This window comes from Mesorhizobium helmanticense, from assembly GCF_003034915.1.
Classification (GTDB): domain Bacteria; phylum Pseudomonadota; class Alphaproteobacteria; order Rhizobiales; family Rhizobiaceae; genus Mesorhizobium; species Mesorhizobium helmanticense.
On sequence record NZ_PZJX01000029.1, the window covers coordinates 19,646 to 43,487 of the forward strand.

Sequence of the window (23,842 nt, forward strand, 5' to 3'; positions counted from 1 at the left end):
ATCAGCTTCCACGCGTCCCGTGCCGAGCTGTCGCGGCAATCCGGCGCAGCCCTCCGTTGGATGGCTACTTCACACCGGATTTCAATTTGCCACCGGCAGCCACGTGATCTTCAAGCAAGCGGGCCCATGCGGCCACCGCGGCCGAGCGCGTCAGGTGGGTTCGCGCGAATTCCTGCGCCTCCGCCGCTATTTCGGCCTCCATTTTTGGATTGGCACGCAACCATTCGATACGCTCGACCAGGTCGGACATGTTTCGTGCCACCGGGACATAGTGACGGAACGGCTCGATGTCCCTGAAGAACCACTCATGCCACGGTCGTTCCTGCATCAGTACAACACGTCTGGTGTGGAGCAGCAATTTCAAGCGACCGCTGTAGCCCGCACCTTCCACGTCGATCATGTATCTGTATGTGGCTGCCTGTTCCTCCATGGTCATGAAAGAGCCGGAATATTGCACGGACGCGCGGTCGTATTCAGGCGCGGTGTCGTAGGCCTCCAGGAGATCGGGCCGGACTGTCGCGGCCTGGACTGTCGCCTTGCGCGCGTCGTTCATGCAGCGCCCTGCCCAAAACGCGATGTTCTTGCGTGGCGGCCCTTCCGACGCGGCTGCCATCGCCGACGTTTTTTTATCGAAGTCGTCGAATTTCGCCTCCGGCCAGCCATTGAAGGTGAAATCAGGCGCGGCGATCTCGGTATATCCGTCTGCCGACGAAAAGCCGAAACGCGTTCGGTGCCTGTATCTCTTTTTAAACGGCACATCGGCCAGGTTGACATAGAAAGGCGGAATGCTGCGAACGCCGAGCGATGCCAGCGCTTCGGCAACAAGGGTTAGGACTTGTATGTGCCTTTGAAGCCAGACAGCGCGGAAGCTTGCCTCCAACCCTCCCCTGCTGAACTGGCAGTACATTTCGCCTCGATTGAGCCTATGCACCAAGCCGCTTCCCTGTTCGGCGATGCGAACAGGTAGGGGCAGATTCGGGATCACCGCCTTGAGGCCCGCCATTTCAACGATGCTTCCCTGAGTGGTCATGTGCGAATTTTGATAGCGGGTTCCGGCGAGTCAGACACTTGCGGAAGGCGGATCAGCCGCCGCCCCGCGCAGGGTCAGCCGGCAACGACTGCGGGAAGCGAGATCGTGTATTTCGGCGCCCGGCCTCTTTTGAGCTTGCGCCACGGCCTTAGCCGATCCTTCAACGGGATAGCGGGTATCTGATAGACCGGAGGAGCCAAGCCAGCGAGTTCATAGTATCTGTCCAGAATGTTCGTCTGCAGAAGGCGGCGTTCCTGGGTGAAGAAGCTGAAATGCGCCACGACCAGATCGCCGAGCACCTTGCCTGGACGATCGAGTTTTGCCGGCAGCGTTGCTGAAAGCCATTCTTCCTCACCACCATGGTCGCCGCCTGGCGGAAAGAAACCATCGCCAAGCTCGACTATGTCCGATCCGAAAAAGCCGATTGCGTTGATCGAGAAGCGCGACAGCCTGATCTCCCGGTCCGGCACGCGGAAATCGCCGAGCCGGTTGGTCCGGACGGCTTCGATGAAGACCGGATGAAGCGCCTGCGGAAAGCTTGCATGAGCCCAGGAGAACTCGCATGAAGCCTGGCACGTGAGCGGTCCCTCGACCAGAATCCTGGACAGGTACTTGATCATTGTATTGCAGATCGCATTGTTGATGATCAGCGGCGCATACCAGAGGGCCGCCCCCTTCTCCGCCATGACCCGTTTCATGAAGCGGGCGAAGAAGCCTTCCTCCAGAAAAACCACGTCATCGTCCAGGCGCAGATAGAAAGCGTCCGCGTCGTCGCAGAAGCGAAAGAAATCGCCGATCGCATTGTTGCTGCCGTCGGCTTGGGGAAGCGTCTTTATCATGCAGCGCTTATCTGTCGCAGCCAAGCGTTGGAGGTAGGCACGATCGGCCTCGTTGCGACAATTGTCCCACAGATGCCATTCGTAAACATCCGCGCTTTTCAGGACATGATGACTGAGCAAGCGAAGATATCTCTCGCGGCCGGCCGGAGTTACGACAATCAACTTCATGGGATGGTCACGTCCTGCCATGGCCGCAGATCTGCCGCCGCTTTTTCCGATGACACTTGCGAGCAATCGCCCACGTCGGTCGCGGCGGTCATAGCATGCATGAAATCGGTTGGCATCCGCCACTTCGGCGCATGGACCGTCCACCGGAGCGTCTGATCTTTCCCTGGCTTCGGCGGACCCCGACGATGACGCTTCGCGCTCACCCGGGTTTGGTGTAAAGGCCGGCCTCAAACCTCAAGAGCAGGTATACGAATGAACGACGACGTGCTGAACGGTGCCGCAATCCTTATCGTCGGCGCTGGATTTTATGGCGCGACGCTCGCCGAGCGCATCGCCACGAAGCTCGGACGACGCGTACTGGTGATCGATAAGCGCCCGCATATCGGCGGCAATGCCTACACCGAACCGGATCCGACCACAGGCGTCGAGATACACCGCTACGGGCCGCATCTCTTCCACACATCGAACGAAGAGGTCTGGCGTTACCTTCGGAACTTCACCGACTTCAGCGCCTACCGTCACCGTGCCTTCTCGACCCATCGCGACCAGGTTTATCCGCTGCCGATCAACCTCGCCACGATCTGCCAGTTCTTCGGCCGGCGCTTCAGCCCCGACGAGGCTCGCGCCATGATTGCCGAGCAGTCGTCGGAACTCGGCGACCGTTTGCCGAGCAATCTCGAGGAGAAGGCGATATCCCTGGTCGGACGGCGGCTCTACGAGGCCTTCATCAAGGGCTATACCGCCAAGCAGTGGCAGACCGACCCGCGCGAGCTACCCGCGCAGGTCATCACGCGCCTGCCCGTCCGCTACAATTTCGAGGACGGCTATTTCAACGACCGCTTCCAGGGCCAGCCGCTGGACGGCTATACGGCGATCTTCGAGAAGATGCTCGCCCATGATCTCATCGAGACGAGGCTTGGCGTCGACTTCTTCGATATCAGGAACTTGCTGCCAGAGGGCGTACCGGTCGTCTACACCGGTCCGATCGACCGCTATTTCGACTATGCCGAAGGAGAGCTCGGCTGGCGAACCATCGACATCGAACTGGAGATCATGGATACGCCGGATTATCAGGGCACCTCGATCATGAACTATGCCGACGAAGCCGTGCCCTATACACGCGTGCTCGAGTTCCGGCATTTCAACCCGGAGCGCCAGCATACAAGCGGGAAAACGCTGATCGGCCGCGAATTTTCGCGTTTCGCGCGCCGCGTCGACGAACCCTATTATCCGATCGATACACGCAGGGACCAGGCGACCTATGGGCGCTATGTCGCGCGCATGGGCCGAGAAAAGAACATTCATTTCGGCGGCCGCCTGGGCACTTACCGATATCTGGACATGCACCAGGCCATCGGCTCGGCTCTCAAGGCGTTCGAGACCGTCTTCGAACCCTATTTCGAAGGACGGCTGGACTCCGTGTCGCGAAATGCCGGCGCAACGGGGACGGCGTCAATAGCCGCCATCTGTTCCCGAAACCAATGAAGGGTGCGCTCAATGCCATCCTGATAACCGGTTTTCGCTTTCCAGCCAGGCAGAATACGTCTGGCCAAAGTCAAATCCGGACACCGATTTGTCGGATCCTGAGGTGCTGGCGGACGATGCTCGATGGAGCCGCCCGGAACAAGTGAGCAGATGAATTTTGCGATCTGCAGCACGGGCACCTCGCAATCGTTTCCGATGTTCAGCGGGCCTCGATGTGAGATGTTGTCGCGCCAAAAAAAACGCTCCAGTGCGTCGACGATATCGTCGACATGACCCCAGCTCCGCGATTGAGAGCCGTCGCCGTACACGGTCAGGATTCCGGTTGTCAGGGCCTGACTTATGAAGTTCGAAATCGCGCGGCCGTCGTCGATCCGCGTTCGCGAACCATAGACGTTGAAGAGCCTCACCACACGGACGTCAAGGCCGTCGACACGTTGCGTCTCGAACAGCAAGGACTCCGTGCAGCGCTTGCTTTCGTCATATGACGATCTGGGTCCGGTGCAATCCACCGAGCCCCTGTAGCTCTCGGGCTGTGGGGAAACCAGCGGATCGCCATAGACTTCCGAGGTCGAGGTGAAACAGAAGCGTCCGCCCGGTTTGAGCAAGGTCAGAAGATTGAGGGCTCCGCCCAAATTGGCCTTGATGGTGCGGGCCGGCGAGCGCATGTACCAGGGGGGCGACGCAGGCGAGGCAAGGTGGATGATCTCGTCGAAGCGTCGATCGGACCGGAAGTTCTCGACGTCCTGGATTTCCAGGCTCAGGCGCGGATCGGCGATATGCGCAATGTTCTGCCGCGACCCTGTCCACAGATTGTCGACGATAACCAAGGTCTCCAAATCGGCGCGTAGCAACAGGCGGTCGATCAAATGTGAGCCGATGAAGCCGCAGCCTCCGGATACCAAAACGCTGCGCGCCATAAAAAATTCAACCCCTCGACATCGGGCCATCCAAGGCCACGTGTCTTCCGCCAAAGCGCCATGTAGATCGCGACCGACGCCAATTGCAATGAGTGGCCTTGGCGTAGGCTGTGTATTCACAGCTGTGGAGCCGCTAAAGCGTGTCCCGTTTGAAGGAATTCAGGCGGCGCGTTCCGGAACCTGGCGAATTCACAGCGCCCTTTGCGGGCACGGCGTGCCGGCGGCGTCGCCGCAGCGTGAAGCCGTGGGCTGGGGCCGGAAACTCATTTCTTCGGACTGGCGCACCAGTTGGGCGAAGGCCAGGGCGAAACCTCCCAGCATCAGGAAGACGATAATCAGGCGTGCCAGTGGCAATAGATCGGCCTCGACTGGTTAGCCCCCACGCCGCCCGTCCGCTGTCGGCTAACATGATCGATCCGGCTTTACGAGAGCTTAAGCCTGGCCTTAACCATCACATTCGCTTGTGCCGCGACACGATGCGCGAACAATCGCCGCCAGCGCCTCGGCGCCTCCCTTTGCAGAAATGCCTGCCCATGCTACCCCGGCGCTGGCGCAGCCCAGCAACCGGCCGCCACTCGGGAGCCATGAGCAAAGCCGCCAGCCCTTTCGCCTTCGTCTCCTCCGGCACCGCCGACGCCAATGCGGCGCTGGAGAGCCTTTCGGCGCGCTATGGCCAGGCATCCGTCGAGGAGGCCGGGATCGTCGTGGCCCTCGGCGGCGACGGCTTCCTGTTGCAGACCTTGCGCGACACGATGAGCACGGGAAAGAAGGTCTACGGCATGAACCGTGGCACCATCGGCTTCCTGATGAACGAGTACCGCGCCAGCGGCCTGACCGAACGCATCGCCGCGGCTGTGGCCGAAACGATTCGTCCGCTGGAGATGCTGGCGGTAACGCATGAAGGCGAAACGGTTTCGGCGCTGGCGATCAACGAGGTCGCGCTGTGGCGCCAATCCTACCAGACGGCCAAGATCCGCATTACCGTGGACGAGCAGGAACGACTGGAGGAGTTGAACTGCGATGGCGTGATGATCGCGACGCCGGCCGGCTCGACCGCCTACAATCTGTCAGCTCACGGACCGATCCTGCCACTCGACGCTCCGCTGCTGGCGCTGACTCCGGTCAGCCCGTTTCGTCCGCGCCGCTGGCGCGGCGCGTTGCTCTCCAACAAGGCGACTGTGCGCTTCGATATTCTGGAGCCGGAAAAGCGGCCGGTGAACGCCGCCGCCGACCACACCGAAGTCAAGGCGGTGACCTCGGTCACGGTCAGGGAGTCACCGAACGCGACGGCGACGCTGCTGTTCGATCCCAACCATTCTTGGAACGAACGCATCCTCACGGAGCAATTCCGCTACTGAGCCAGCGCATGTCCGCCGCCTGATTAAGCATCGCGATTAAGGTTACAACTTCACAATCGTGCTGATCCCGCCTGTTTCTGTTGACAAATCGCGGGCTTCCGCCTATCGCAATGCACAATATCGCAGGCGCGTGGCGCTTGCCGCGACGGCTACCGTTGCGCCCCCGAACCAGCCAAAGACAGCCAACACTTGTCCTCAGACACCCAGATCGCTCAAGAAGCGTTGACTTTCGCAGACCTTGGCCTGTCGCCAAAGGTCCTTTCCGCAGTCACCGATGCCGGCTACACCGAGCCGACGCCAATCCAGGCTGGCGCCATCCCGCACGCCTTGCTCGGCAAGGATATTTTAGGCATCGCCCAGACCGGCACCGGCAAGACGGCATCGTTTGTGCTGCCGATGCTGACGCGCCTCGAAAAAGGCCGGGCACGCGCCCGCATGCCGCGCACGCTGATTTTGGAACCGACGCGCGAACTCGCAGCGCAGGTCGAAGAGAATTTCATCAGATACGGCAAGAATCACAAGCTCAACATCGCGCTGTTGATCGGCGGCGTGTCCTTCGACGAGCAGGACAAGAAGCTGGAGCGCGGCGCCGACGTGCTGATCGCGACGCCCGGCCGTCTGCTCGACCATCGTGAGCGCGGCAAGCTGCTGCTCAACGGCGTCGAGATCCTTGTCATCGATGAGGCCGACCGCATGCTCGACATGGGCTTCATCCCCGACATCGAGCGTATCTGCGAGATGATCCCGTTTACGCGCCAGACTTTGTTCTTCTCGGCGACGATGCCGCCGGAGATCACCAAGCTCACCGAAAAATTCCTGCATGCGCCGGTGCGCGTCGAGGTCTCGAAGGCCGCGTCCGCCGCCACCAATATCATTCAACGGCTGGTGAAGTCCGGCTCCAAGCCGTGGGACAAGCGCGAGACGCTGCGCAACCTGATCAAGGCCGAGGATGCAGAGCTGAAGAACGCCATCATCTTCTGCAATCGCAAGGTCGAGGTCTCGGAACTCTTCCGCTCGTTGCTGAAGTATGATTTCGACGCCGGCGCGCTGCATGGCGACATGGATCAGCGCGCGCGCATGCAGATGCTGGCCAATTTCCGCGACGGCAAGTTGCGCTATCTCGTCGCCTCGGACGTCGCGGCGCGCGGCCTCGACATTCCCGATGTCAGCCATGTCTTCAACTATGACGTACCGATCCACGCCGAAGACTATGTCCATCGCATCGGCCGTACCGGCCGCGCCGGACGCTCGGGAAAATCCTTCACCATCGCCACCAAGTCGGACACCAAATACATCGACGCCATCGAGCGACTGATCGGCACCAAGATCGAGTGGCATGACGGCGATTTGTCGACGGTGGTCGCCAGCGAAGGCGAGGACGAAGCACCGCGTCGTGGCCGTGGCGCCCCGCGCCGCGCCGGCCGCAAGGACGACGACCGCAAGGACAGGGGTGAGCGCAAGCCACGTGAGCGCCACGCCAAGCCCGGCGAAGACGCTGCACAGGAAGCGACGCGCGAGGAGCAGCCTGATGTGGCCGAGGCGGCGGTCGCAGACATCGGCGAGCGGCGCGCACGCAAGGAAGCGATCCGTTCGGAAAACAGCGATCGCCAGGCTTCACCCGACCGGAAGGCCTCATCCGACCGCAACGCACAGCGGACGCCGGAACGTGGCGACAGCAAACCGCAGCGCGACCGCCCTGCCCGCCATCGCCAGGAAGACAATGACGCGACCGTCGGCTTCGGCGACGACATGCCGGCCTTCATGCGGATCGTCGCCAAGGTCTGACAAATCAAATCGAGGATCGGTTCAACGGTGCCAAAATCGTTGAACCGCCCTAACGCGCGCCACGCTGCAACCGGGTAGCCGTCACATCGGTCCGGGCATCATCTTGGTCGGTTTCTCCAGCATCGGGAACTCGGCCTCGCTGCATTTCACGTTCGGGTTCGTCGGGCTGAACATGCCGTTCGGGTTGTCCCTGAACAGCCACGCATGAAGATCGTAGTGGACGAACTCCTTCGGGATAAGGGGATAGTGCCCCTCCATCGGTCCCTGGAAGACCTGGCCAAAGAGCTTCGGAGGTTCCTTGGTGTCTGGAGTCAGAGGCACCAGCCATTCCACGCCCACCAGGTGCAGGCCTTTCTCGGTCGGCTCATAGATCAGCACATTCGGGCGCATCGGATCGAGCTCCTGGCCGACGCTGGGGACGTTGACGAAATGGATGCCCATGGCGCCCTCCGGGTAATCCATCGCGCCGGGTATCTTTTCTCCGCTGTAGTGGACGCAGCCGACGGTCGACAGATAAAGGTCGCGTATGGCGGCCGTGTAATCTTCATACTTGGCCAGCGATTTTTTCAAGGCTTCGATGTCGGCCTTGTTGGCGTCCTCGGCGCGGGCCGTGGCCATGCCAAGCCATGCACCAATCACACCTGTCAAAACGAGGGCGCCGCAACGCCCAAGGCGAGCTGTTCTTGTCATGCATTCCTCCCAGAATTCCTGATCTGGCCGTGCAAGACCGAGGCGTTAACGATGCTGATTGCGCGGCCGATTTGTACCGCCTCATCCCCTCTGGAACAGCGTCGATGCTAATCCTTTCCACGGTTGCGCGGAAGCAGTTCGTTAGAACTAGCTAATGCTCTTCGTTGGGCGGCGGAGCACAAACGTCCACAGACACAAAAACGGCCCCGCAACGGGGCCGTTTTTCGCGTTTGGTGCCGAATTGTTCAGGTGAGCGGCGAAAGCTGGATCTCGACGCGGCGGTTTTGTGCGCGGCCCTCGGCCGTGGCATTTGAGGCGATCGGACGCGTCTTGCCGAAGCCGGTAACGGCGAAGCGGCGGGAATCGACGCCCTGCCCGGACAGATAGTTGGCCACCGCCAAGGCGCGGCGCTGCGACAGGTCGAAATTGTGCTCGGCGCTACCAGTCGAATCGGTGTGGCCGAATACGTCGACCGTGGTCTGCTTGAACTTCTTCAGCACAAGCGCCACCGAATTCAGGACGTCATAAAAGCCGGGCTTCACGGCATCCTGGTCGACATTGAAGGTGATGTCGGATGGCATGTTGAGGATGATCTGATCGCCGGTGCGGGTGACGCTGACGCCGGTACCCTCAAGCTGCCGGCGCAGTTCCGCCTCGTTCTGGTCCATGGTGGCGCCGATGGCGCCGCCGGCCAGCGCACCGATACCGGCGCCGATCAGCGCGTTGCGGCGATCATTGCCGCCGGCAAGCAGGCCGACGCCGGCGCCGGCCAGCGCGCCGAGACCGGCACCGGCCGCGGTGTTGGAGATCTTCTGGTCTCCAGTATACGGATCGGTGGTGGTGCAGGCGCTCACGAGTACAGCCGTCGCCACAACGACGAGCACAGTCTTTTTCATTGGGTAGTCCCTCTCCAAACCGCGGTCGCGCCGAAGGCGCGCCAAATCAGCCCTTCCTGCCTCGTTGTAACATGAAATGCGGCGAAAAGCGGAACGGGAAAAGCGGCTGGCCAAGGCTTTTCCCGACCCAATTCTGAAGCGCGTCGCGTCTGAACGCGAACCATGCGGCGCGCCCTAAATTCTTGTTTTATGCATGTCGTTATCGCAAAATCGCTGCGCACTTTTGCGCGACATGCATTCATGGCCGCTGCGTCAGGCGATCGGCTACCAGAGGTTCTTGCCGTCGATGACGACCACTTCGACCTTGTCGAGGTCGAAGTCGTCGAACAAGCGCGAATTCACGCTGATCTTGGGATTGTCGAAATCCGGCTTGCCGGTCGACCAATCCGGCGTTTCGGTGAAGGTGCCGCAGCCACAGGTGGCGCAGAAACCATGCTTTACCGTTTTCGATCCCCAGAGATAGAAGGAGACATTCTCGCGCGGGCTGGTGAGCTTGAATTGCGATGGGGTGTAGTAAGCCCACAACGAACCGCGCTTCGAGCAGAAGGAACAGGTACATTGCGTCACGGTTTGCGGTGCTTGCGAAACCTCGAATGTCGTCGCCTTGCAGTGGCAGCTTGCCTTGATGACCATGAAAAGTCCCTCGCGCTTGTCCGCCGCACCCGAGGCGACAAGGCACCATGAACGAGCCTTCCTGACAACCCTGCGTCGACAGTCCGTCATCGAGAATATCCGCCTATCGCATCGGCCCGAAAATCGAAATCGATTTTTGCTGCGCTGACCTTCGGTTCGGAAAGCACGATGCGTAGATTCAAAGTGTTAGAGCGTATTTTGTGCGTCCATGTAGACGCACCTCGCTCTGATACGCTCAGTAGGAGCGCGGCGGCACGAACAGGCAGATGGTCTTGCCGGCGTCGAGGCCAGCCTGATGAGCGCACCAGTGGAACTCGCCATCCGGGCTGTCCTTGACGCGCTTGTCGGTCATGGGAACAACCTCGCCCGTGCCGGCAATCACATAGCCCTCAGGTTTTTCCAAGACTTCGCCCGTATGCGTCGTGCGGCAATCATAGTTCGCACAGCAGGCGAATGGATAGCTCCAGCCTTGCGGCATCGCCGCGGTCGGCGTGGCATCGTGTGCAAACGCCGGCGCCGTCAGCACCGCGATCGCCCCGGTTGTGAACACGGAAAACAGGAATTGGGAAAACAAGAGGCGGCCCGCCGTTTGTACGGCTGAAGCCGGTCGGGTCATTGAAGCAGGCATGGGCGCAGTCCTATCAAACGAGTTATCAAGCGTTTCGCTTGCCCCGCCCAGAACGTGTCTTCCCAGTAGCCGGATCGTCAGGTCGCAGATATGCCGCGTCCGGCCATAAATGCTTTTTCTCCCAAGCCCTGGATGGTGGGCTGATTCCTTGGTTGGCGCAAGAAATTGCTGATACTCAGCCCAACAACCGACTGCGCATCAATTCCGGAAACCGCAAACGGTTCCGGAAGGGATCGCGCACCAATGATAAAATATTAGAACACTCTGTTATAAGTCGTTTTTCGACACTCGGCTCCAAATCCGGAACCGAACCGGCTGCTCAACGACATGGTGGCCACGGCCAACTGTCGGCCGTCAGTCGATATCCGCCACCACTTCGCCGGCGCCGCCCTCGATCCGCTGCGACAGCGAGGCTTCCATGAAATCGTCGAGGTCGCCATCCAGCACGCTCGACGGGCTTGTGCTCTCGACGCCGGTACGCAGATCCTTCACCAACTGATAGGGCTGCAGCACGTAGGAGCGGATCTGGTGTCCCCAGCCGATATCGCTCTTCGACGCTTCCGTGGCATTGGCCACCGCCTCGCGCTTCTTCAGCTCTTCCTCGTACAGCCGCGAGCGCAGCATCTCCCAGGCTTTCGCCTTGTTCTTGTGCTGGGAGCGTTCGGCCTGGCAGGCAACCGCGATGCCGGTGGCCAGATGGGTGATGCGGACCGCCGAATCGGTGGTGTTGACGTGCTGGCCGCCCGATCCGGACGAGCGATAAGTGTCGATGCGGACATCGGATTCGGAAACGTCGATCTCGATCGTATCGTCGATGACGGGATAAACCCAGACGCTGGCGAAAGACGTGTGGCGACGCGCATTGCTGTCATAGGGCGAAATGCGCACGAGACGATGGACGCCGGATTCCGTCTTCAGCCAGCCATAGGCGTTGTGGCCCTTTATCAGCAGCGTGGCGGACTTGATGCCGGCTTCTTCGCCGTCATGCACTTCCAGCACCTCCACCTTGAAGCGGCGCCGCTCGGCCCAGCGCGTGTACATGCGCAGAAGCATCGAGGCCCAGTCCTGGCTTTCCGTGCCACCGGCGCCGGCATGGATTTCGAGATAGGTGTCGTTGGCGTCCGCCTCGCCCGAAAGCAGCGTCTCGATCTGGCGGGCCTTTGCTTCGCCGCGCATCGAGCGGATCGAAGCTTCAGCCTCGGCGACGACGCTCTCGTCGCCCTCCTCCTCGCCAAGCTGGATCAGACCGACATTGTCGTCCAGCGCCTGGGTGAGACTTTTGACCGCCGCGATGCCTTCCTCCAGGCCCTGGCGCTCGCGCATCAGCTTCTGCGCTTCCAGAGGCTCGTTCCAGAGGCTCGAATCCTCGGCGCGCACATTCAGGTATTCAAGCCGCTTTATGGCCTGATCCCAGTCAAAGATGCCTCCTCAGCAGGGTTATCGCCTGCCTGATCTCGTCGACGATGTTCTGCGTTTCCGCGCGCATGGCTGAGTTTTTGTCCTGTTTTGGAAATAGTACCCGGAGCGCTTCCACTCCCGGTCGGCGCGATACATAGGCACGGCACCGCCGCCTGTAAAGCCAATTGGCCAGCCGGCAAGGCAATCGCTCTGGTGAATTCGCGCCTTGCCCATCCGGCGTCAGGCCGGGCTGGATCTGCGCGGCGGACCGGGCTAGCCGACAGATTGGGCCGACCGAACAGGCCGACCGTCAGTAGAGGCCGCCGCCGCCTGACTGGATGGCCTGGTTGGCCTGCGGCGATAGCGCCCCGCCCGAGGCGTTGGAGCCGTCCGCGCCCATGCCGATCACCCAGTAGCTGTCGGCGGGACCGGTGCCCGGCTTGAAGGCTTCGATGATGGTGCCTGCGTCACCCTCGTTGGCGCGCATGCCGGTCTTGCGATTGATGGCGATCAGCTTCATCCCTTCGGGAACCTGGAAGTCGACATTGGGCGTGCCGTCCAGCGCCACGCGCATGAAGTCCTTGAAGATCGGCGCCGCGAGGCCGCCACCGGTCGCGCCTTTGCCGAGACCTTTCGGCTGGTCGTAACCCATATACAGGCCGACGACGAGATTGGGCGTATAGCCGATGAACCAGGCATCCTTCTCGTCGTTCGTCGTTCCGGTCTTGCCGGCGATGTGGCGGCCGAGCTCGGCGATGGTGGCGCCGGTACCGCGCTGGACGACGCCCTCCATCATCGAAGTGATCTGATAGGCGGTCATCGGATCGAGCACCTGCTCGGAATTATCGACCAGTTCCGGCTCGGGCTGGTTGTGCCATTCGGCGGCATTGCAATTTTCGCAGCCGCGTTCGTCCTGCTTGAACACCGTCTTGCCGTAACGGTCCTGGATGCGGTCGATCAGCGACGGCTTGATCGACTTGCCGCCATTGGCCATGATCGAATAGGCCGACACCATGCGCATCACGGTGGTCTCGCCCGAACCCAGCGCCATCGGCAGATACGGCGCCAGATGATCATAGACGCCGAAGCGCTCGGCGTATTCCACGACCAGCTTCATGCCCATGTCGTTGGCCAGGCGCACCGTCATCAGATTGCGCGACTTCTCGATGCCGGAGCGCAAGGTCGCCGGTCCAGCAACCGTTCCGTCGTAATTCTTCGGAGTCCAGGTCGTGTTGCCGCTCTGGATGGTGATCGGCCCGTCCATGATCACCGAAGCTGGCGTATAGCCATTGTCGAGGGCGGCCGAATAGACGATCGGCTTGAACGAGGAACCCGGCTGCCGCATGGCCTGCGTCGCGCGGTTGAACTCCGATTGCGCGTAGGAGAACCCCCCGACCATGGCCAGGACGCGGCCGGTGTGCGGGTCCATGGCGATCAAGCCGCCTTCCACTTCGGGAACCTGGCGCAGGATATAAGCCCCGTCGGCGCCCTCTTTCTTTTGGACGAAGATCACGTCGCCCGGCTTCAGCACATCCGCCGGCGACCTCGCCTTGACGGTCTTGCCATCGACCACATGGCGCATGGCGAAGCTCATGTCCTCGCGGCTCACCGTGCCCTCGATGCGCTCCTTGACGATGTCACCCGAGACCTGCCGTGCCGGCTGGAGGCCGATGGACAGACCGCTTTCCGAACTGTCGAGCACGACGGCGAGCGACCATTCGGGCACGTCCTCCAGCCTCTTGACGCCGCTCAAAGGCACACCCCAGTCGCCTGAGATATCGATATTCTTCACCGGCCCGCGATAGCCGCGCAACGTATCGAACTTCATCAGGCCATTCTGCATGACCTTGCGGGCGAGGAGCTGCATCTTGGGATCGAGCGTCGTGCGAACGGACAGGCCGCCCTCGTACAGCGCGTTCTCGCCATAGCGTGCTATGATCTGGCGGCGCACTTCCTCGGTGAAATATTCGCCGGCGAACAGATAGGTGCCGGTGCGGCGTGGCGTGACGCCGAGCGGTTCGGCCTTGGCCTTCTCGCCCTCTTCACGCGTAACGTAGCCATTTTCGACCATCTGGTCGATGACCCAGTTGCGGCGCTCCAGCGCGCGGTCGGTATGCTTGAAGGGATGATAGTTGTTGGGGCCCTTCGGCAAGGAGGCCAGATAGGCTGCTTCCGCCACGGTGAGCTCGTTCACCGACTTGTCGAAATAGGTGAGCGCGGCGCCGGCGACGCCATAGGCGCCGAAGCCGAAGAAGATCTCGTTGAGATAAAGCTCTAGGATCCTGTCCTTCGAATAGGCCTGCTCGATGCGGAAGGCGAGGATCATCTCCTTGATCTTGCGCTCGTATGTCTGATCCGAGGTCAACAGGAAATTCTTCGCCACTTGCTGGGTGATGGTCGAGGCGCCAACCTGGCGCTTGCCCGATCCGAAATTCTGCAGATTGACAATGACCGCGCGGCCAAGCCCGGTCATATCGATGCCGGGGTGGTTGTAGAAATTCTTGTCCTCGGCCGACAGGAACGCCGCCTTGACGCGGTCCGGTATTGCCTGGATCGGCAAATACAGGCGCCGTTCGCGCGCATATTCAGCCATCAGCGCGCCATCCGACGCATGGATGCGGGTCGTCACCGGCGGCTCATACTTGGCCAGGACCTCGTAGTCGGGCAGATCCTTCGACAAATGGCTGATATAGATCGCCACGCCCGCCGCGACCAAAAGGGCCAGCGCCGTGCCGATGCCGAAGAAATAGCCAATGAGACGAATCATGCCCGCTCCAGTCCTTGGTTCGGGAATCTCCTAAACGAAGCCGCCTCTCGCGCAAGCTTTCGAGACGATCCCGATCCGCATTCGAAAACCCATGTCGCCATCATGTGGGTAAAATACGGCAGGCCAGGATTTCGGTTTCGAATACCTGACAATAAAAGCACAGGGTGTTGTCACCGTGCAACGCTGCCCCTGGTTGTGGACGATGGCCGGCATCTCAGCCTCCGGTTCCTGTTCCGGTCTTGGCTGAGGCAAACAGCGCGACGGCGTTGGCTATGCTCTGGGCCGCCTTGCCGCGCCAGTCGGCGCTGAGCAGTTGCGCCTCGTCCTTGGCATTGGAGAGATAGCCGAGCTCTACCAGCACGGACGGGACGTCCGGTGCCTTCAGCACCTTGAAGCCGGCCGAACGCTGCGGATTGTTGATGAGACCAACGCTGCTGGAAAGCTGGCCGACCAGAGTATGGGCGAAACTCATCGAGAAACTGTGCGTTTCGCGGCGGATCAGGTCGATCAGAATATCAGTCACTTCCTTGTTGTCGTCCTTGATCTCCATGCCGGCGAACTGGTCGGAGAGGTTTTCACGGTCGGCAAGCGCCTGGGCTTGCGGGTCGGAAGCCTTGTCGGAGACGGTGTAAACGGTTGCGCCGCGGATGCCCTTGACGCTGATCGTGTCGGCATGGATCGAGATGAGCAGGTCGGCCTCGTGCTGGCGGGCAATGCGCACACGGTCATCCAGCCGCAGGAACTGGTCGCTGTCGCGCGTCATGAACACGTCGTATTTGCCGACCGCGGCAAGCTTGTCGCGCAATTCGGTGGCGAAGGCGAGCGTGACGTTCTTTTCGATCGTACCGTTCAGGCCCTCGGCGCCGCCGTCGATGCCGCCATGGCCAGGATCGATGACGACGGTGAAGCGATGGCCTGGATTGGAGACCGGCCCGGTGCCGATCCTGCCGCCCTTGTCGGAGGAGACCGTAGAGCCGGTGGTCAGCGCCTGATTGGCAAGAGCGGCGTCGAATTCGCGCGCGGACGCCGCCGACATGTCGATGGCGATACGATAGCCTTCGCCGTCATCGTTCTTGAGCACGTCGAGCCGGTCGACGGCGAATGGGCCCTTGCCGGTGAGGATCAGCCGCGAGACCCCGTCGCCGAGATCGCCGTAGCGCACGTTCCTGACCAGGCCACGCGCCTTCACATCCTTGGCATTGACGGCGAATCGCGTGCTTGGCAGATCGATGACCAGGCGGTTGGGGCCGCGCAGGAGGAACCATTTGACGTCGGGTTCGCGATCGAAATTGACGACGATGCGCATCTTGGTGGCGTCGCCGGCCATCTTGTAACTCGTCGCGCGCAGTGGCGTCTCGACGGCAAAGGAAACCGGCGGGAAAGCCAGACAAACGGCAAGCAACAGCAACAGGCAGGCGGCACGGGAGAAAATGCCTCCGGCACGCCTGCCCTTGTCTGTGAAGCCTGCCAGTCCCATTTTCTTCCAGTCGCTTCTGTTTGGCGCCAGACGGCGATCATGCTGTTGAAGGGCCGGTTAAGCCGCGAACTCGATTAACGATTGGTATCCAGAGAAGGTTAACCAAGCCTTTTCATGCAAGGCCCAAGCCCTGTACTTGCCGTAACGGAACTGCTTTTTGCCGGCATCGGAAATCGGGGTTGCCTTCCAACCCGCCAAATCATAAAAGCGATGGTGGATCACTGCAATCCTGGAACCGTCCTCTTCCGCAGCTTCCTGCTACAGGTCAGACGAAAGGCGGCTCCTTCGCTTCAAGCGAAAAGGCATCAGGTGATCGCGACGAATTTCGCAGGCGCGAGCCCGTGGCGGGGGAATCGCCTGCGTGAGGAAAACGGCCGGGATTGTTCCGCGCCGGCTCTGTACGAGCAAACAAGCTGGTCCGGATTTTCCGGGCTTTGGTTCAAAAAGGATCCGCTGGTTACGATGGCTTCAAGCGCAATCATGGAAAGGTCCGCAGCAAACCGCGCCATTGTGGCAGCGGGCGGCACCGTCATGGCGCTCAAGCGGCGGCCGGCGGACGTTCAAATGTCCGGCACCCATGTTCACCCGCAGCGAAGGGCTTTGCCCCGCAAGCTGCAATCGATGACGGCTGCCGGCGGGAAACGAAATAATGCCCAACAAAATGCTGATAGACGCCTCCCACCCGGAGGAAACACGTGTTGTCGTCGTTCGCGGTAACCGTATCGAAGAATTCGACTTTGAATCCCAGGACAAGAAGCAGCTCAAAGGAAACATCTACCTCGCCCGCGTAACCCGCGTCGAACCCTCGCTTCAGGCAGCCTTTGTCGAATATGGCGGCAACCGTCACGGTTTTCTCGCCTTCAGTGAAATTCACCCCGACTACTACCAGATCCCGGTCGCCGACCGTCAGGCGCTGTTGCGCGCGGAAGCGCAGGAGGCTGAAGACGAGGACGAAGAGGACGGCGAAGGCGAAGACCGCCAGAGCCGCGAACGCGGCCGGCGAGGACGCCGTCGTGGCGGCAAGAGCCGCGACCGCGGCGAACACAAGCGCGACGCAAGCGCGGCTGATTCTGCCGATTCCGATGAGAGCGGCGGTCATAGTGAGAGCCATGAGGATGCGGTCGCGGAGAATGTCGACGCCGCGCCCGAAGATGGCACCACCGCGCCTGACAGCGCGGATCATGATGAAGACGCTGCCGACCGCGGCGAGGATGTCGTAGCTCGCGGCGAGGACGTCGCGGATGATGAGACCTCTGCCGAAGGTGGACCCAATTCCATCGCCGCCAGCATCGAAGCGGATGTGATCTCCGAAGCCGTGCTGCAGACGGAGCCTGCGGGCGAAGCCACCTCGAGCGACAATGATCGCGGTATGCTGGAAGAGGTGCAATCCTCACACTCGGACGACCATGAGGTCGAATCGGTCGGCGCCGAGGATGCACTGGAGGAAGTGCGCAACCGCCGCAAGCCGGTGCGCCGCCAGTACAAGATCCAGGAAGTGATCAAGCGCCGGCAGATCCTGCTGGTGCAGGTCGTCAAGGAGGAGCGCGGCAACAAGGGCGCCGCACTCACCACCTATCTCTCGCTTGCCGGCCGCTATTCCGTGCTGATGCCGAACACAGCGCGCGGCGGCGGCATTTCACGCAAGATCACCAGCGCGGTGGACCGCAAGCGACTGAAGGAAGTCGTCGCCGATCTCGAAGTGCCGCAAGGCATGGGCGTTATCCTGCGCACCGCCGGCGAAAGCCGCACCAAGGCCGAGATCAAGCGCGACTACGAATATCTGATGCGGCTTTGGGAAAACGTCCGCAACCTGACGCTGCAGTCCACGGCCCCTGCCCTGGTCTACGAGGAAGGCAGCCTGATCAAGCGTTCCGTGCGCGACCTCTACAACAAGGACATCGACGAGATCCTGGTCTCCGGCGACGAAGGCTACCGCGAGGCCAAGGATTTCATGCGCATGCTGATGCCGAGCCACGCCAAGGTCGTGCAGCCGTTCCGCGACACGACGCCGATCTTCGTGCGCAATGGCATCGAGGCACAGCTCGACCGCATGCTGCAGCCGCAGGTGACGCTGAAGAGCGGCGGCTACATCATCATCAACCAGACCGAAGCGCTGGTCGCCATCGACGTCAATTCGGGCCGTTCCACCAAGGAACACTCGATCGAGGACACCGCGCTTCACACCAATCTGGAAGCGGCCGAGGAAGTCGCGCGGCAACTGAGGCTGCGCGATCTTGCCGGCCTGATCGTCATTGACTTCATCGACATGGAGGAGAACCGCAACAACCGCTCCGTCGAGAAGCGGCTGAAGGATCACCTCAAGAACGATCGCGCCCGCATCCAGGTCGGCCGCATCTCGCATTTCGGCCTGATGGAGATGTCGCGCCAGCGCATCCGCGCCAGCGTGCTGGAATCGACGATGAAGCCCTGCCCGCATTGCGGCGGCACCGGCCATGTGCGCTCCGATTCGTCCGTTGCGCTGATGGTGGTGCGGGCGATCGAGGAATTCCTGCTCAAGGATTCGCGCAGCCACATCACGGTGCGGACGCCGGCGGCGACCGCGCTCTACGTGCTCAATCACAAGCGCGGCACGCTGGTCGAACTCGAAAGCCGCTTCGGCCTGACCATCACCATCGAGGCCGACGACACGGTCGGCGCCCAGCATTACGCGATCTTCCGCGGCGCGCTGGCCGAAAAGCCTGAGGGCTTCGTCGAGGCGCGCAGCCTGCCCGCCTATGTCGAGCCGGAAGAGCCCGAGGACGAAATCGTCATCGAGGAGGAGGACGAGGCTCCCGTGCAAGCGGAGCAGCCGCGCCACGGCCAGCAGCCGCTGCAGCCGAGATCCAGCGAGGATGGCGAAGGCCGCGATCGCAAGCGCCGCAAGCGCCGCAGACGGCGTGGCGGCAAGGACCGCGACCGCGAGCATGGCGCGCCGGTGGAAGGTGCTTCCGTCTCGATGCCGGCGGATGGCGCTGTCGAAGCGACAAGTGATGAAGATGCTGGCGATGAACATGCCGAAGCGGGTCAGGAAGCACCGGTCGGCGTTGTCGATGCCACGGAAGCTTCTGATGACGGCCAAGGCAAGAAGCGGCGGCGCGGCAAGCGCGGCGGCAAGCGCAATCGCCGTGAAGACGACGAAGACGCGAGCGCCGGCGAAGCAGCGACCGCTTCCGAGGCCGACGCCACGCAAAGCGAGCCTGTAGCAATCGAACCGGTCGCAGCAACACCGGTCGAAGAGCTTGCGGTTCTCGCTCCAGCCAATGACGACGCGCCGAGCGCAGAGAAGCCGAAAAAGCCGCGCCGCGTCGCCAAGCCCAAGAAGGCGGCTGCGGAAACTGTCGCCGCAACTGTAGCGGACGTCACCTCGGCAGCCCCGGCCGAAACCCTTGCGCCCGTTTCGGAAGAAATAGCCGTGGTGGCTTCCGATGAAACGCCGAAGGCCCGTCCGTCGCGGCGCAAGCCCGCGCCGGTGGATGCTCCGGTCGTGCCGGTCGTCTCCTCGACCGTTGCCGAGGAAGCCAAGACTGAAGAAAAGCCGAAGCGTGCCGGCTGGTGGCAGCGAAAAGGCTTTTTCTAAGGTTTTCAGTTGCTTGTTGACTATCTGACAAAACCGCGCCACCGAAAGGTGGCGCGGTTTTGTCTGCTTATCGAAAGTCGAATCTGAAAAACTGTCCCGGCCGGCCGACATTTCCGCGAGCTGCGCGCCGATATCACTCCCGATTTTCTTTCCAACCGGCAGGCGCGGTGATTTTCACCACACTTTGGCTAATGCATGTCGCGCAAAAGTGTGCAGCGGTTTTGCGATGACGACATGCATGAAAACAAGAACTTAAAGCGCGTCGCATGAATCCGTTCAAACGCGACGCGCTTTAAGCCGCCGACTGCGGCAGCACGAACGGCATATTTCCCGGCGGCAGCGCGCCGACCTTCAGCCGGCAGTCGAACACTTTTTCGATCAGATCATCGCTCAGCACATCCTGCGGTGAGCCGGTGGCGGCGAGCCTGCCGCGGTGCATGACGAAAATGCGGTCGGCATACATGGCCGTCAGGTTGAGGTCGTGCAGGATGGCGACCACGCCGCCGCCCCTTCTGGCAAAATCGCGGGCGATGTTCATGATGATCAGTTGATGCTTGATGTCGAGGCTGGAAACCGGCTCGTCGAGGAACAGATAGCGCGGCTTGCCGTCGAGCACCGGCGCCCAGACCTGGCAGAGCACGCGGGCAAGCTGCACGCGCTGCTGTTCGCCGCCCGAAAGCTCCTGGTAGAAACGGCCGGCAAAGCCGTCGAGATCGACGCGCGCCAACGCCCGTTCGGGCAGGCGCTCGTCCTCGCCGGGCAGCACGCCGGAGCGTCCGCCGACCAGGCCGAGCCTGACGATCTCGCGCACCGTGAAGGGGAAGGACAGCGTCGTCGCCTGTGGCAGCACGGCACGCACTGTCGCGGCCTCGACCGGCTTCATCACGGCAAGATCGCGGCCGTTGATGGCGATCTGGCCCGAATAAGCAAGATCGCCTGACAACGCCCTCAGGAACGTCGTCTTGCCCGAACCGTTGGGGCCGACGATCGCCGCGATTTCGCCGGGCCGCATGTCGAAATCGACATTGGTGACGATGCGCTTGCCACCAATGGCCACCGAAACATCCCGCGCTTCGATCATGAAACCCATCTCACAGGTCGACGACGCCGCGCTTGCGCAGCAGGATCCAGAGGAAGAACGGCGCGCCGGCGATCGCGGTGACGATGCCGATCGGCAGCTCGGCCGGCGCTACGATGGTGCGCGCGACGGCATCGGCCAAAAGCAGCAGGCAAGCGCCGAGCAGTGCTGACGCCGGCAGCAGATAGCGGTTGTCAGGACCGATGGCCAGGCGCAGCAAATGCGGCACGACGATACCGACAAAGCCGATGCCGCCGCTGACGGCGACGGACGCCCCGACCGCCGCCGAAACGCCGACGATCGCGGTGTATTTCAGCCTTTGCACCGGGATGCCAAGATGGCCGGCGGTGGCTTCGCCGAGCGCCAGCGCGTTGAGACCACGCGCCAGGAACGGCATCGCCGCCAGGGCCAGCACGATGATCGGCCCGACCGAGCCGATCTTCTGCCAGGTCGCACCAGCGAGCGAGCCGAGCTGCCAGAAGGTCAGATCGCGCAACTGACGGTCGTCGGCCATGAAGATCAGGATGCCGGTCAGCGCCATGGCGAGCGCCGCCAGCGCTATGCCGGCCAGCAGCATGGTGGCGACCGAGGTTCGGCCCTGCCTGGTGGCGACCTGATAAAGCACCAATGTCGTCGCCAGCCCGCCGCAGAATGCCGCCAGCGGCAAGGCAAGCGTGCCCAGCGCCGCCGTGAATGGCGCCAGCACCGTGGCGCCAAGCACGATGACGGCCACCGCGCCAAGGCTCGATCCGGCCGAAACGCCGATGAGGCCGGGATCGGCCAGCGGGTTGCGGAACAGCCCCTGCATGACCGCGCCGGAGACGGCAAGTGCCGCGCCGATCAGCACGCCGAGGATGACGCGCGGCAGACGGATGTCATAGACGATCAGGCGGTCGCGAGCGTTCAACGCCTCATTGCCGGGCGCCGCACCCAACAGCCAGTCGCTGACAACGCTGACGGCCGACGCATCGGATGCGCCTGATGTCAGCGACAACAGCACGACAAGGACAAGTCCCACGCACAAAAACAGGATGACGATCCGGGCGCGTCCAGAACGGTCACCTTCGGATGCAGTCGCCATAACGCCCGCCGCACCTGCGATCGATTGGTCGGCCATCGTCGCTCGCTCAGTCCGTGACCTGCCCGCCATAGAGCGAGACGGCAAGATCATGGATGGCGTCGGCCGTGCGCGGCCCGAAGCCGAGCAGATAGCCGCCATCCATACGGACCACCTTGCGGGCAACGCCCGCCGGCGTCGATGAAATGGACGGGCTAGCGAACAGCTGGTCGTCCGATACTGCCGGGCCGGCATTGTTCATCATCAGGATCACGTCCGGCCTGGCGGTGATGACAGCCTCGTCGGACAATTGCTTGTAGCCGGAAAAACCGTCGATCGCATTGACGCCGCCGGAAAGCTTGATGATGCCATCGGCGGCGGTCTGGCTGCCGGCGGCGAGGATCTTGCCACCCTGCAACGACAGCACGAACAGGATGCGCTTGCGATCCTTGATCGAGGCGGTCTGCTTTTCGGCCGCCTCCAGCTTGGCGTCGATCTCGGCTGCCAGCGCATCGGCCTTGGCGTCGGCGCCGAGCGCCTTGCCGACGATATGGATCTTTTCGAGGATGCCTTCACGATCGTAGCGCTCGGGCACCTCGATGAACGGGATGCTCGTCTTCTTCAGCACGTCGACGGCCTCCTTGGGGCCGCTGCCGTGCAGCGCCAAGATGCCCGACGGATTGACCGAAAGCACACCTTCCGGCGAAAGCTGGCGCATATAGCCGACATCGGGCAGGCCGAGCGCCGCCTCGGGGTATCGGCTGGTCGAATCGCGGGCGACCAGACGGCTCTGCTCGCCGAGCGCAAAGACGATCTCGGTGATCGAACCGCCAATGGCCGCTATCTTCGAATTGTCGGCAAAGACCTCAGTCCCTTCGGTGGCGTGAGCCGGCAGCAGCGCAGCAAAGGCCAGGGAAAGACCCATCGCCGGCCCATAAACCCGTTTGAAAAAAGAAGCCATGTCGTTGTCCTCAGGCCGCGGTCGGGCTTGGTATGCGCGGCAGGTTCTCGGCAAGGAACCGCCAGTCCTCGCGCTCGGCTTCGCCCTCATGGCGTTTGCCGAAGAACTGGATGATCATCTTGCCGTCGGCGCCATAGGCTTCGAGCGAGGTGACATGGCCGTCCTTGGTCGGCTTGCGCACGGCCCAGACCTCATGGATGTGGTCGGTCCGCAAATGCAGGTGGAAGGTCTCGTCCAGCACGTTGATCCACGGTCCCATAGGCTTGATCGACTTGATCGGGCCGGAATGGATCTGGATGCAGCCACGATTGCCGACGAAGCACATGATCGGCATCTCGCCCTTGGCGGCATGGTGGAACATGGCGCTGACGGCGTCATTGTCGAGCAGCCAGGCGTAGTCCTGGCCGACCATGCGCATTGCCTGGCGGCGGTCGAGCTTCAGCGTCTTCAGCATGCCGAAGAACTGGTGCACGTCGGTCAGCCGGCTCCAGCGCTCGCGCAAATCGTCGACATCAGCCGAAGCGGCCGGAGCCTCGGCCTCGTCTTCGAACCCGCTCCCTGAAACCGCAACGGTCGGTTCCTGGTTCGGCGATTCGAGCTCGGCCACCAGCTTCTGATAGGCATAGAGGTTAGACGCGGGCCTGAGATGCACCTTGTGCACCGCCTCGCCTGCCGCATCGAAGAACTGCAGGCTGCGCCTGATCTCACCGCCGTCGCGCTTTTCCACGGCAAAGCCGTGTGCCCAGACTTTCGGGAAGATGCGCAGGTCGATGTTCTCGCCAAGCACCATGGCATTGTGGTTGCCGGTAACGACCTTGTCGTAGACGCCGATCTTTTCGTGCACCGCGCTTTCGTTGCGGGTCAGCGCCATGACCTCTCCGACAGCCTCCAGCCCGGTCAGAAGATCGTTGACGCGCGGCTCGACGCGCACGACCCCGTCGCCGCAATGCGCGGCGACCAGTTCGGCCTCCGAAATGTCGAGCTGGGCGGCGAGATCGCGCTCGCGCATCTTGGGATTGTCCGCCCGCGCTCGCCGGATTTCATGCGGGGCGGGTTTTACGCGCTGGTCCATGTCTTGAACACCTGCCTGTCTTACAG

General features: G+C 62.0%; 19 protein-coding genes. 4 read left to right on the top strand and 15 right to left on the bottom strand.

Going from position 1 to position 23,842, the window contains the following annotated elements; genetic code table 11:
* Window positions 1–64: 64 nt before the first annotated feature.
* Together C9427_RS16560 and C9427_RS16565 are read right to left on the bottom strand one after the other, a co-directional pair.
* The gene (locus C9427_RS16560) at window positions 65–1,003 is read right to left on the bottom strand and encodes a glycosyl transferase family 90 (RefSeq protein ID WP_208636374.1); all 939 of its coding nucleotides are present in this window, start codon (window positions 1,001–1,003) and stop codon (window positions 65–67) included.
* A gap of 101 nt (window positions 1,004–1,104) precedes the next feature.
* Complete coding sequence (locus tag C9427_RS16565) at window positions 1,105–1,869, bottom strand: hypothetical protein (protein ID WP_245437091.1); 765 nt, start codon at window positions 1,867–1,869, stop codon at window positions 1,105–1,107.
* Window positions 1,870–2,289: 420 nt separating this feature from the next.
* On the opposite strand from C9427_RS16565, the gene glf reads away from it, so the two are divergent.
* Window positions 2,290–3,522, top strand: coding sequence for a UDP-galactopyranose mutase (glf, locus tag C9427_RS16570; RefSeq protein WP_107650216.1), 1,233 nt, complete (start codon window positions 2,290–2,292; stop codon window positions 3,520–3,522).
* Here the strand turns inward: glf and C9427_RS16575 are convergent.
* Both C9427_RS16575 and C9427_RS34105 read right to left on the bottom strand, forming a co-directional pair.
* Window positions 3,432–4,439, bottom strand: a complete 1,008-nt coding sequence (locus C9427_RS16575; RefSeq protein WP_107650217.1) for an NAD-dependent epimerase/dehydratase family protein — start codon at window positions 4,437–4,439, stop codon at window positions 3,432–3,434. The genes glf and C9427_RS16575 overlap by 91 nt on opposite strands.
* A 189-nt stretch (window positions 4,440–4,628) precedes the next feature.
* Window positions 4,629–4,793 (bottom strand): hypothetical protein, encoded by a 165-nt coding sequence (locus C9427_RS34105; RefSeq protein ID WP_167434379.1) that lies wholly within the window; start codon window positions 4,791–4,793, stop codon window positions 4,629–4,631.
* Window positions 4,794–5,023: 230 nt separating this feature from the next.
* Between C9427_RS34105 and C9427_RS16580 the strand changes: the two genes are divergently transcribed.
* The gene (locus tag C9427_RS16580) at window positions 5,024–5,797 is read left to right on the top strand and encodes an NAD kinase (protein ID WP_107650218.1); all 774 of its coding nucleotides are present in this window, start codon (window positions 5,024–5,026) and stop codon (window positions 5,795–5,797) included.
* 189 nt (window positions 5,798–5,986) lie between these two features.
* Window positions 5,987–7,582 (top strand): DEAD/DEAH box helicase, encoded by a 1,596-nt coding sequence (locus C9427_RS16585; protein WP_167434380.1) that lies wholly within the window; start codon window positions 5,987–5,989, stop codon window positions 7,580–7,582.
* An 81-nt stretch (window positions 7,583–7,663) separates the two neighbouring features.
* Here the strand turns inward: C9427_RS16585 and C9427_RS16590 are convergent, their stop codons facing one another.
* The 7 genes from C9427_RS16590 to C9427_RS16620 all read right to left on the bottom strand — a co-directional run bounded on the left by C9427_RS16590 (window position 7,664) and on the right by C9427_RS16620 (window position 16,071).
* Window positions 7,664–8,272, bottom strand: a complete 609-nt coding sequence (locus C9427_RS16590) for a hypothetical protein (RefSeq protein WP_107650220.1) — start codon at window positions 8,270–8,272, stop codon at window positions 7,664–7,666.
* 245 nt (window positions 8,273–8,517) lie between these two features.
* The gene (locus C9427_RS16595; protein WP_107650221.1) at window positions 8,518–9,168 is read right to left on the bottom strand and encodes a YiaD family glycine zipper/OmpA-like lipoprotein; all 651 of its coding nucleotides are present in this window, start codon (window positions 9,166–9,168) and stop codon (window positions 8,518–8,520) included.
* A gap of 264 nt (window positions 9,169–9,432) precedes the next feature.
* Entirely contained in the window at window positions 9,433–9,801 is a 369-nt protein-coding gene (locus C9427_RS16600) for a GFA family protein (protein WP_107650222.1), read from the bottom strand.
* A 235-nt stretch (window positions 9,802–10,036) separates the two neighbouring features.
* Window positions 10,037–10,429: a hypothetical protein gene (locus tag C9427_RS16605; protein ID WP_107650223.1), complete on the bottom strand. Its 393-nt coding sequence runs from the start codon at window positions 10,427–10,429 to the stop codon at window positions 10,037–10,039.
* A 354-nt stretch (window positions 10,430–10,783) separates the two neighbouring features.
* Window positions 10,784–11,915, bottom strand: a protein-coding gene (prfB, locus tag C9427_RS16610; RefSeq protein ID WP_097574928.1) for a peptide chain release factor 2 whose coding sequence is annotated in 2 segments (ribosomal slippage) — window positions 10,784–11,848 and window positions 11,850–11,915 — 1,131 coding nt in all. Because the reading frame shifts where the segments join, the coding sequence is not laid out codon by codon here.
* Window positions 11,916–12,137: 222 nt separating this feature from the next.
* Window positions 12,138–14,594, bottom strand: coding sequence for a penicillin-binding protein 1A (locus tag C9427_RS16615; protein ID WP_107650224.1), 2,457 nt, complete (start codon window positions 14,592–14,594; stop codon window positions 12,138–12,140).
* 214 nt (window positions 14,595–14,808) lie between these two features.
* Complete coding sequence (locus C9427_RS16620; RefSeq protein WP_107650225.1) at window positions 14,809–16,071, bottom strand: N-acetylmuramoyl-L-alanine amidase; 1,263 nt, start codon at window positions 16,069–16,071, stop codon at window positions 14,809–14,811.
* A gap of 649 nt (window positions 16,072–16,720) precedes the next feature.
* On the opposite strand from C9427_RS16620, the gene C9427_RS16630 reads away from it, so the two are divergent.
* Window positions 16,721–19,648: a ribonuclease E/G gene (locus tag C9427_RS16630; RefSeq protein WP_107650227.1), complete on the top strand. Its 2,928-nt coding sequence runs from the start codon at window positions 16,721–16,723 to the stop codon at window positions 19,646–19,648.
* Window positions 19,649–19,940: 292 nt separating this feature from the next.
* Here C9427_RS16630 and C9427_RS16635 read toward each other — a convergent pair whose 3' ends face one another.
* From C9427_RS16635 to C9427_RS16650, 4 genes are read right to left on the bottom strand one after another with little or no spacing between them, the layout of a single operon-like run.
* Window positions 19,941–20,729 (bottom strand): heme ABC transporter ATP-binding protein, encoded by a 789-nt coding sequence (locus tag C9427_RS16635; RefSeq protein ID WP_107650409.1) that lies wholly within the window; start codon window positions 20,727–20,729, stop codon window positions 19,941–19,943.
* Window positions 20,730–20,739: 10 nt separating this feature from the next.
* The gene (locus tag C9427_RS16640; RefSeq protein WP_107650228.1) at window positions 20,740–21,843 is read right to left on the bottom strand and encodes a FecCD family ABC transporter permease; all 1,104 of its coding nucleotides are present in this window, start codon (window positions 21,841–21,843) and stop codon (window positions 20,740–20,742) included.
* Window positions 21,844–21,853: 10 nt separating this feature from the next.
* Window positions 21,854–22,744 (bottom strand): heme/hemin ABC transporter substrate-binding protein, encoded by an 891-nt coding sequence (locus C9427_RS16645; RefSeq protein ID WP_107650229.1) that lies wholly within the window; start codon window positions 22,742–22,744, stop codon window positions 21,854–21,856.
* Between the two features lie 10 nt (window positions 22,745–22,754).
* Window positions 22,755–23,816: a hemin-degrading factor gene (locus tag C9427_RS16650; RefSeq protein ID WP_107650230.1), complete on the bottom strand. Its 1,062-nt coding sequence runs from the start codon at window positions 23,814–23,816 to the stop codon at window positions 22,755–22,757.
* Window positions 23,817–23,842 lie beyond the last annotated feature (26 nt).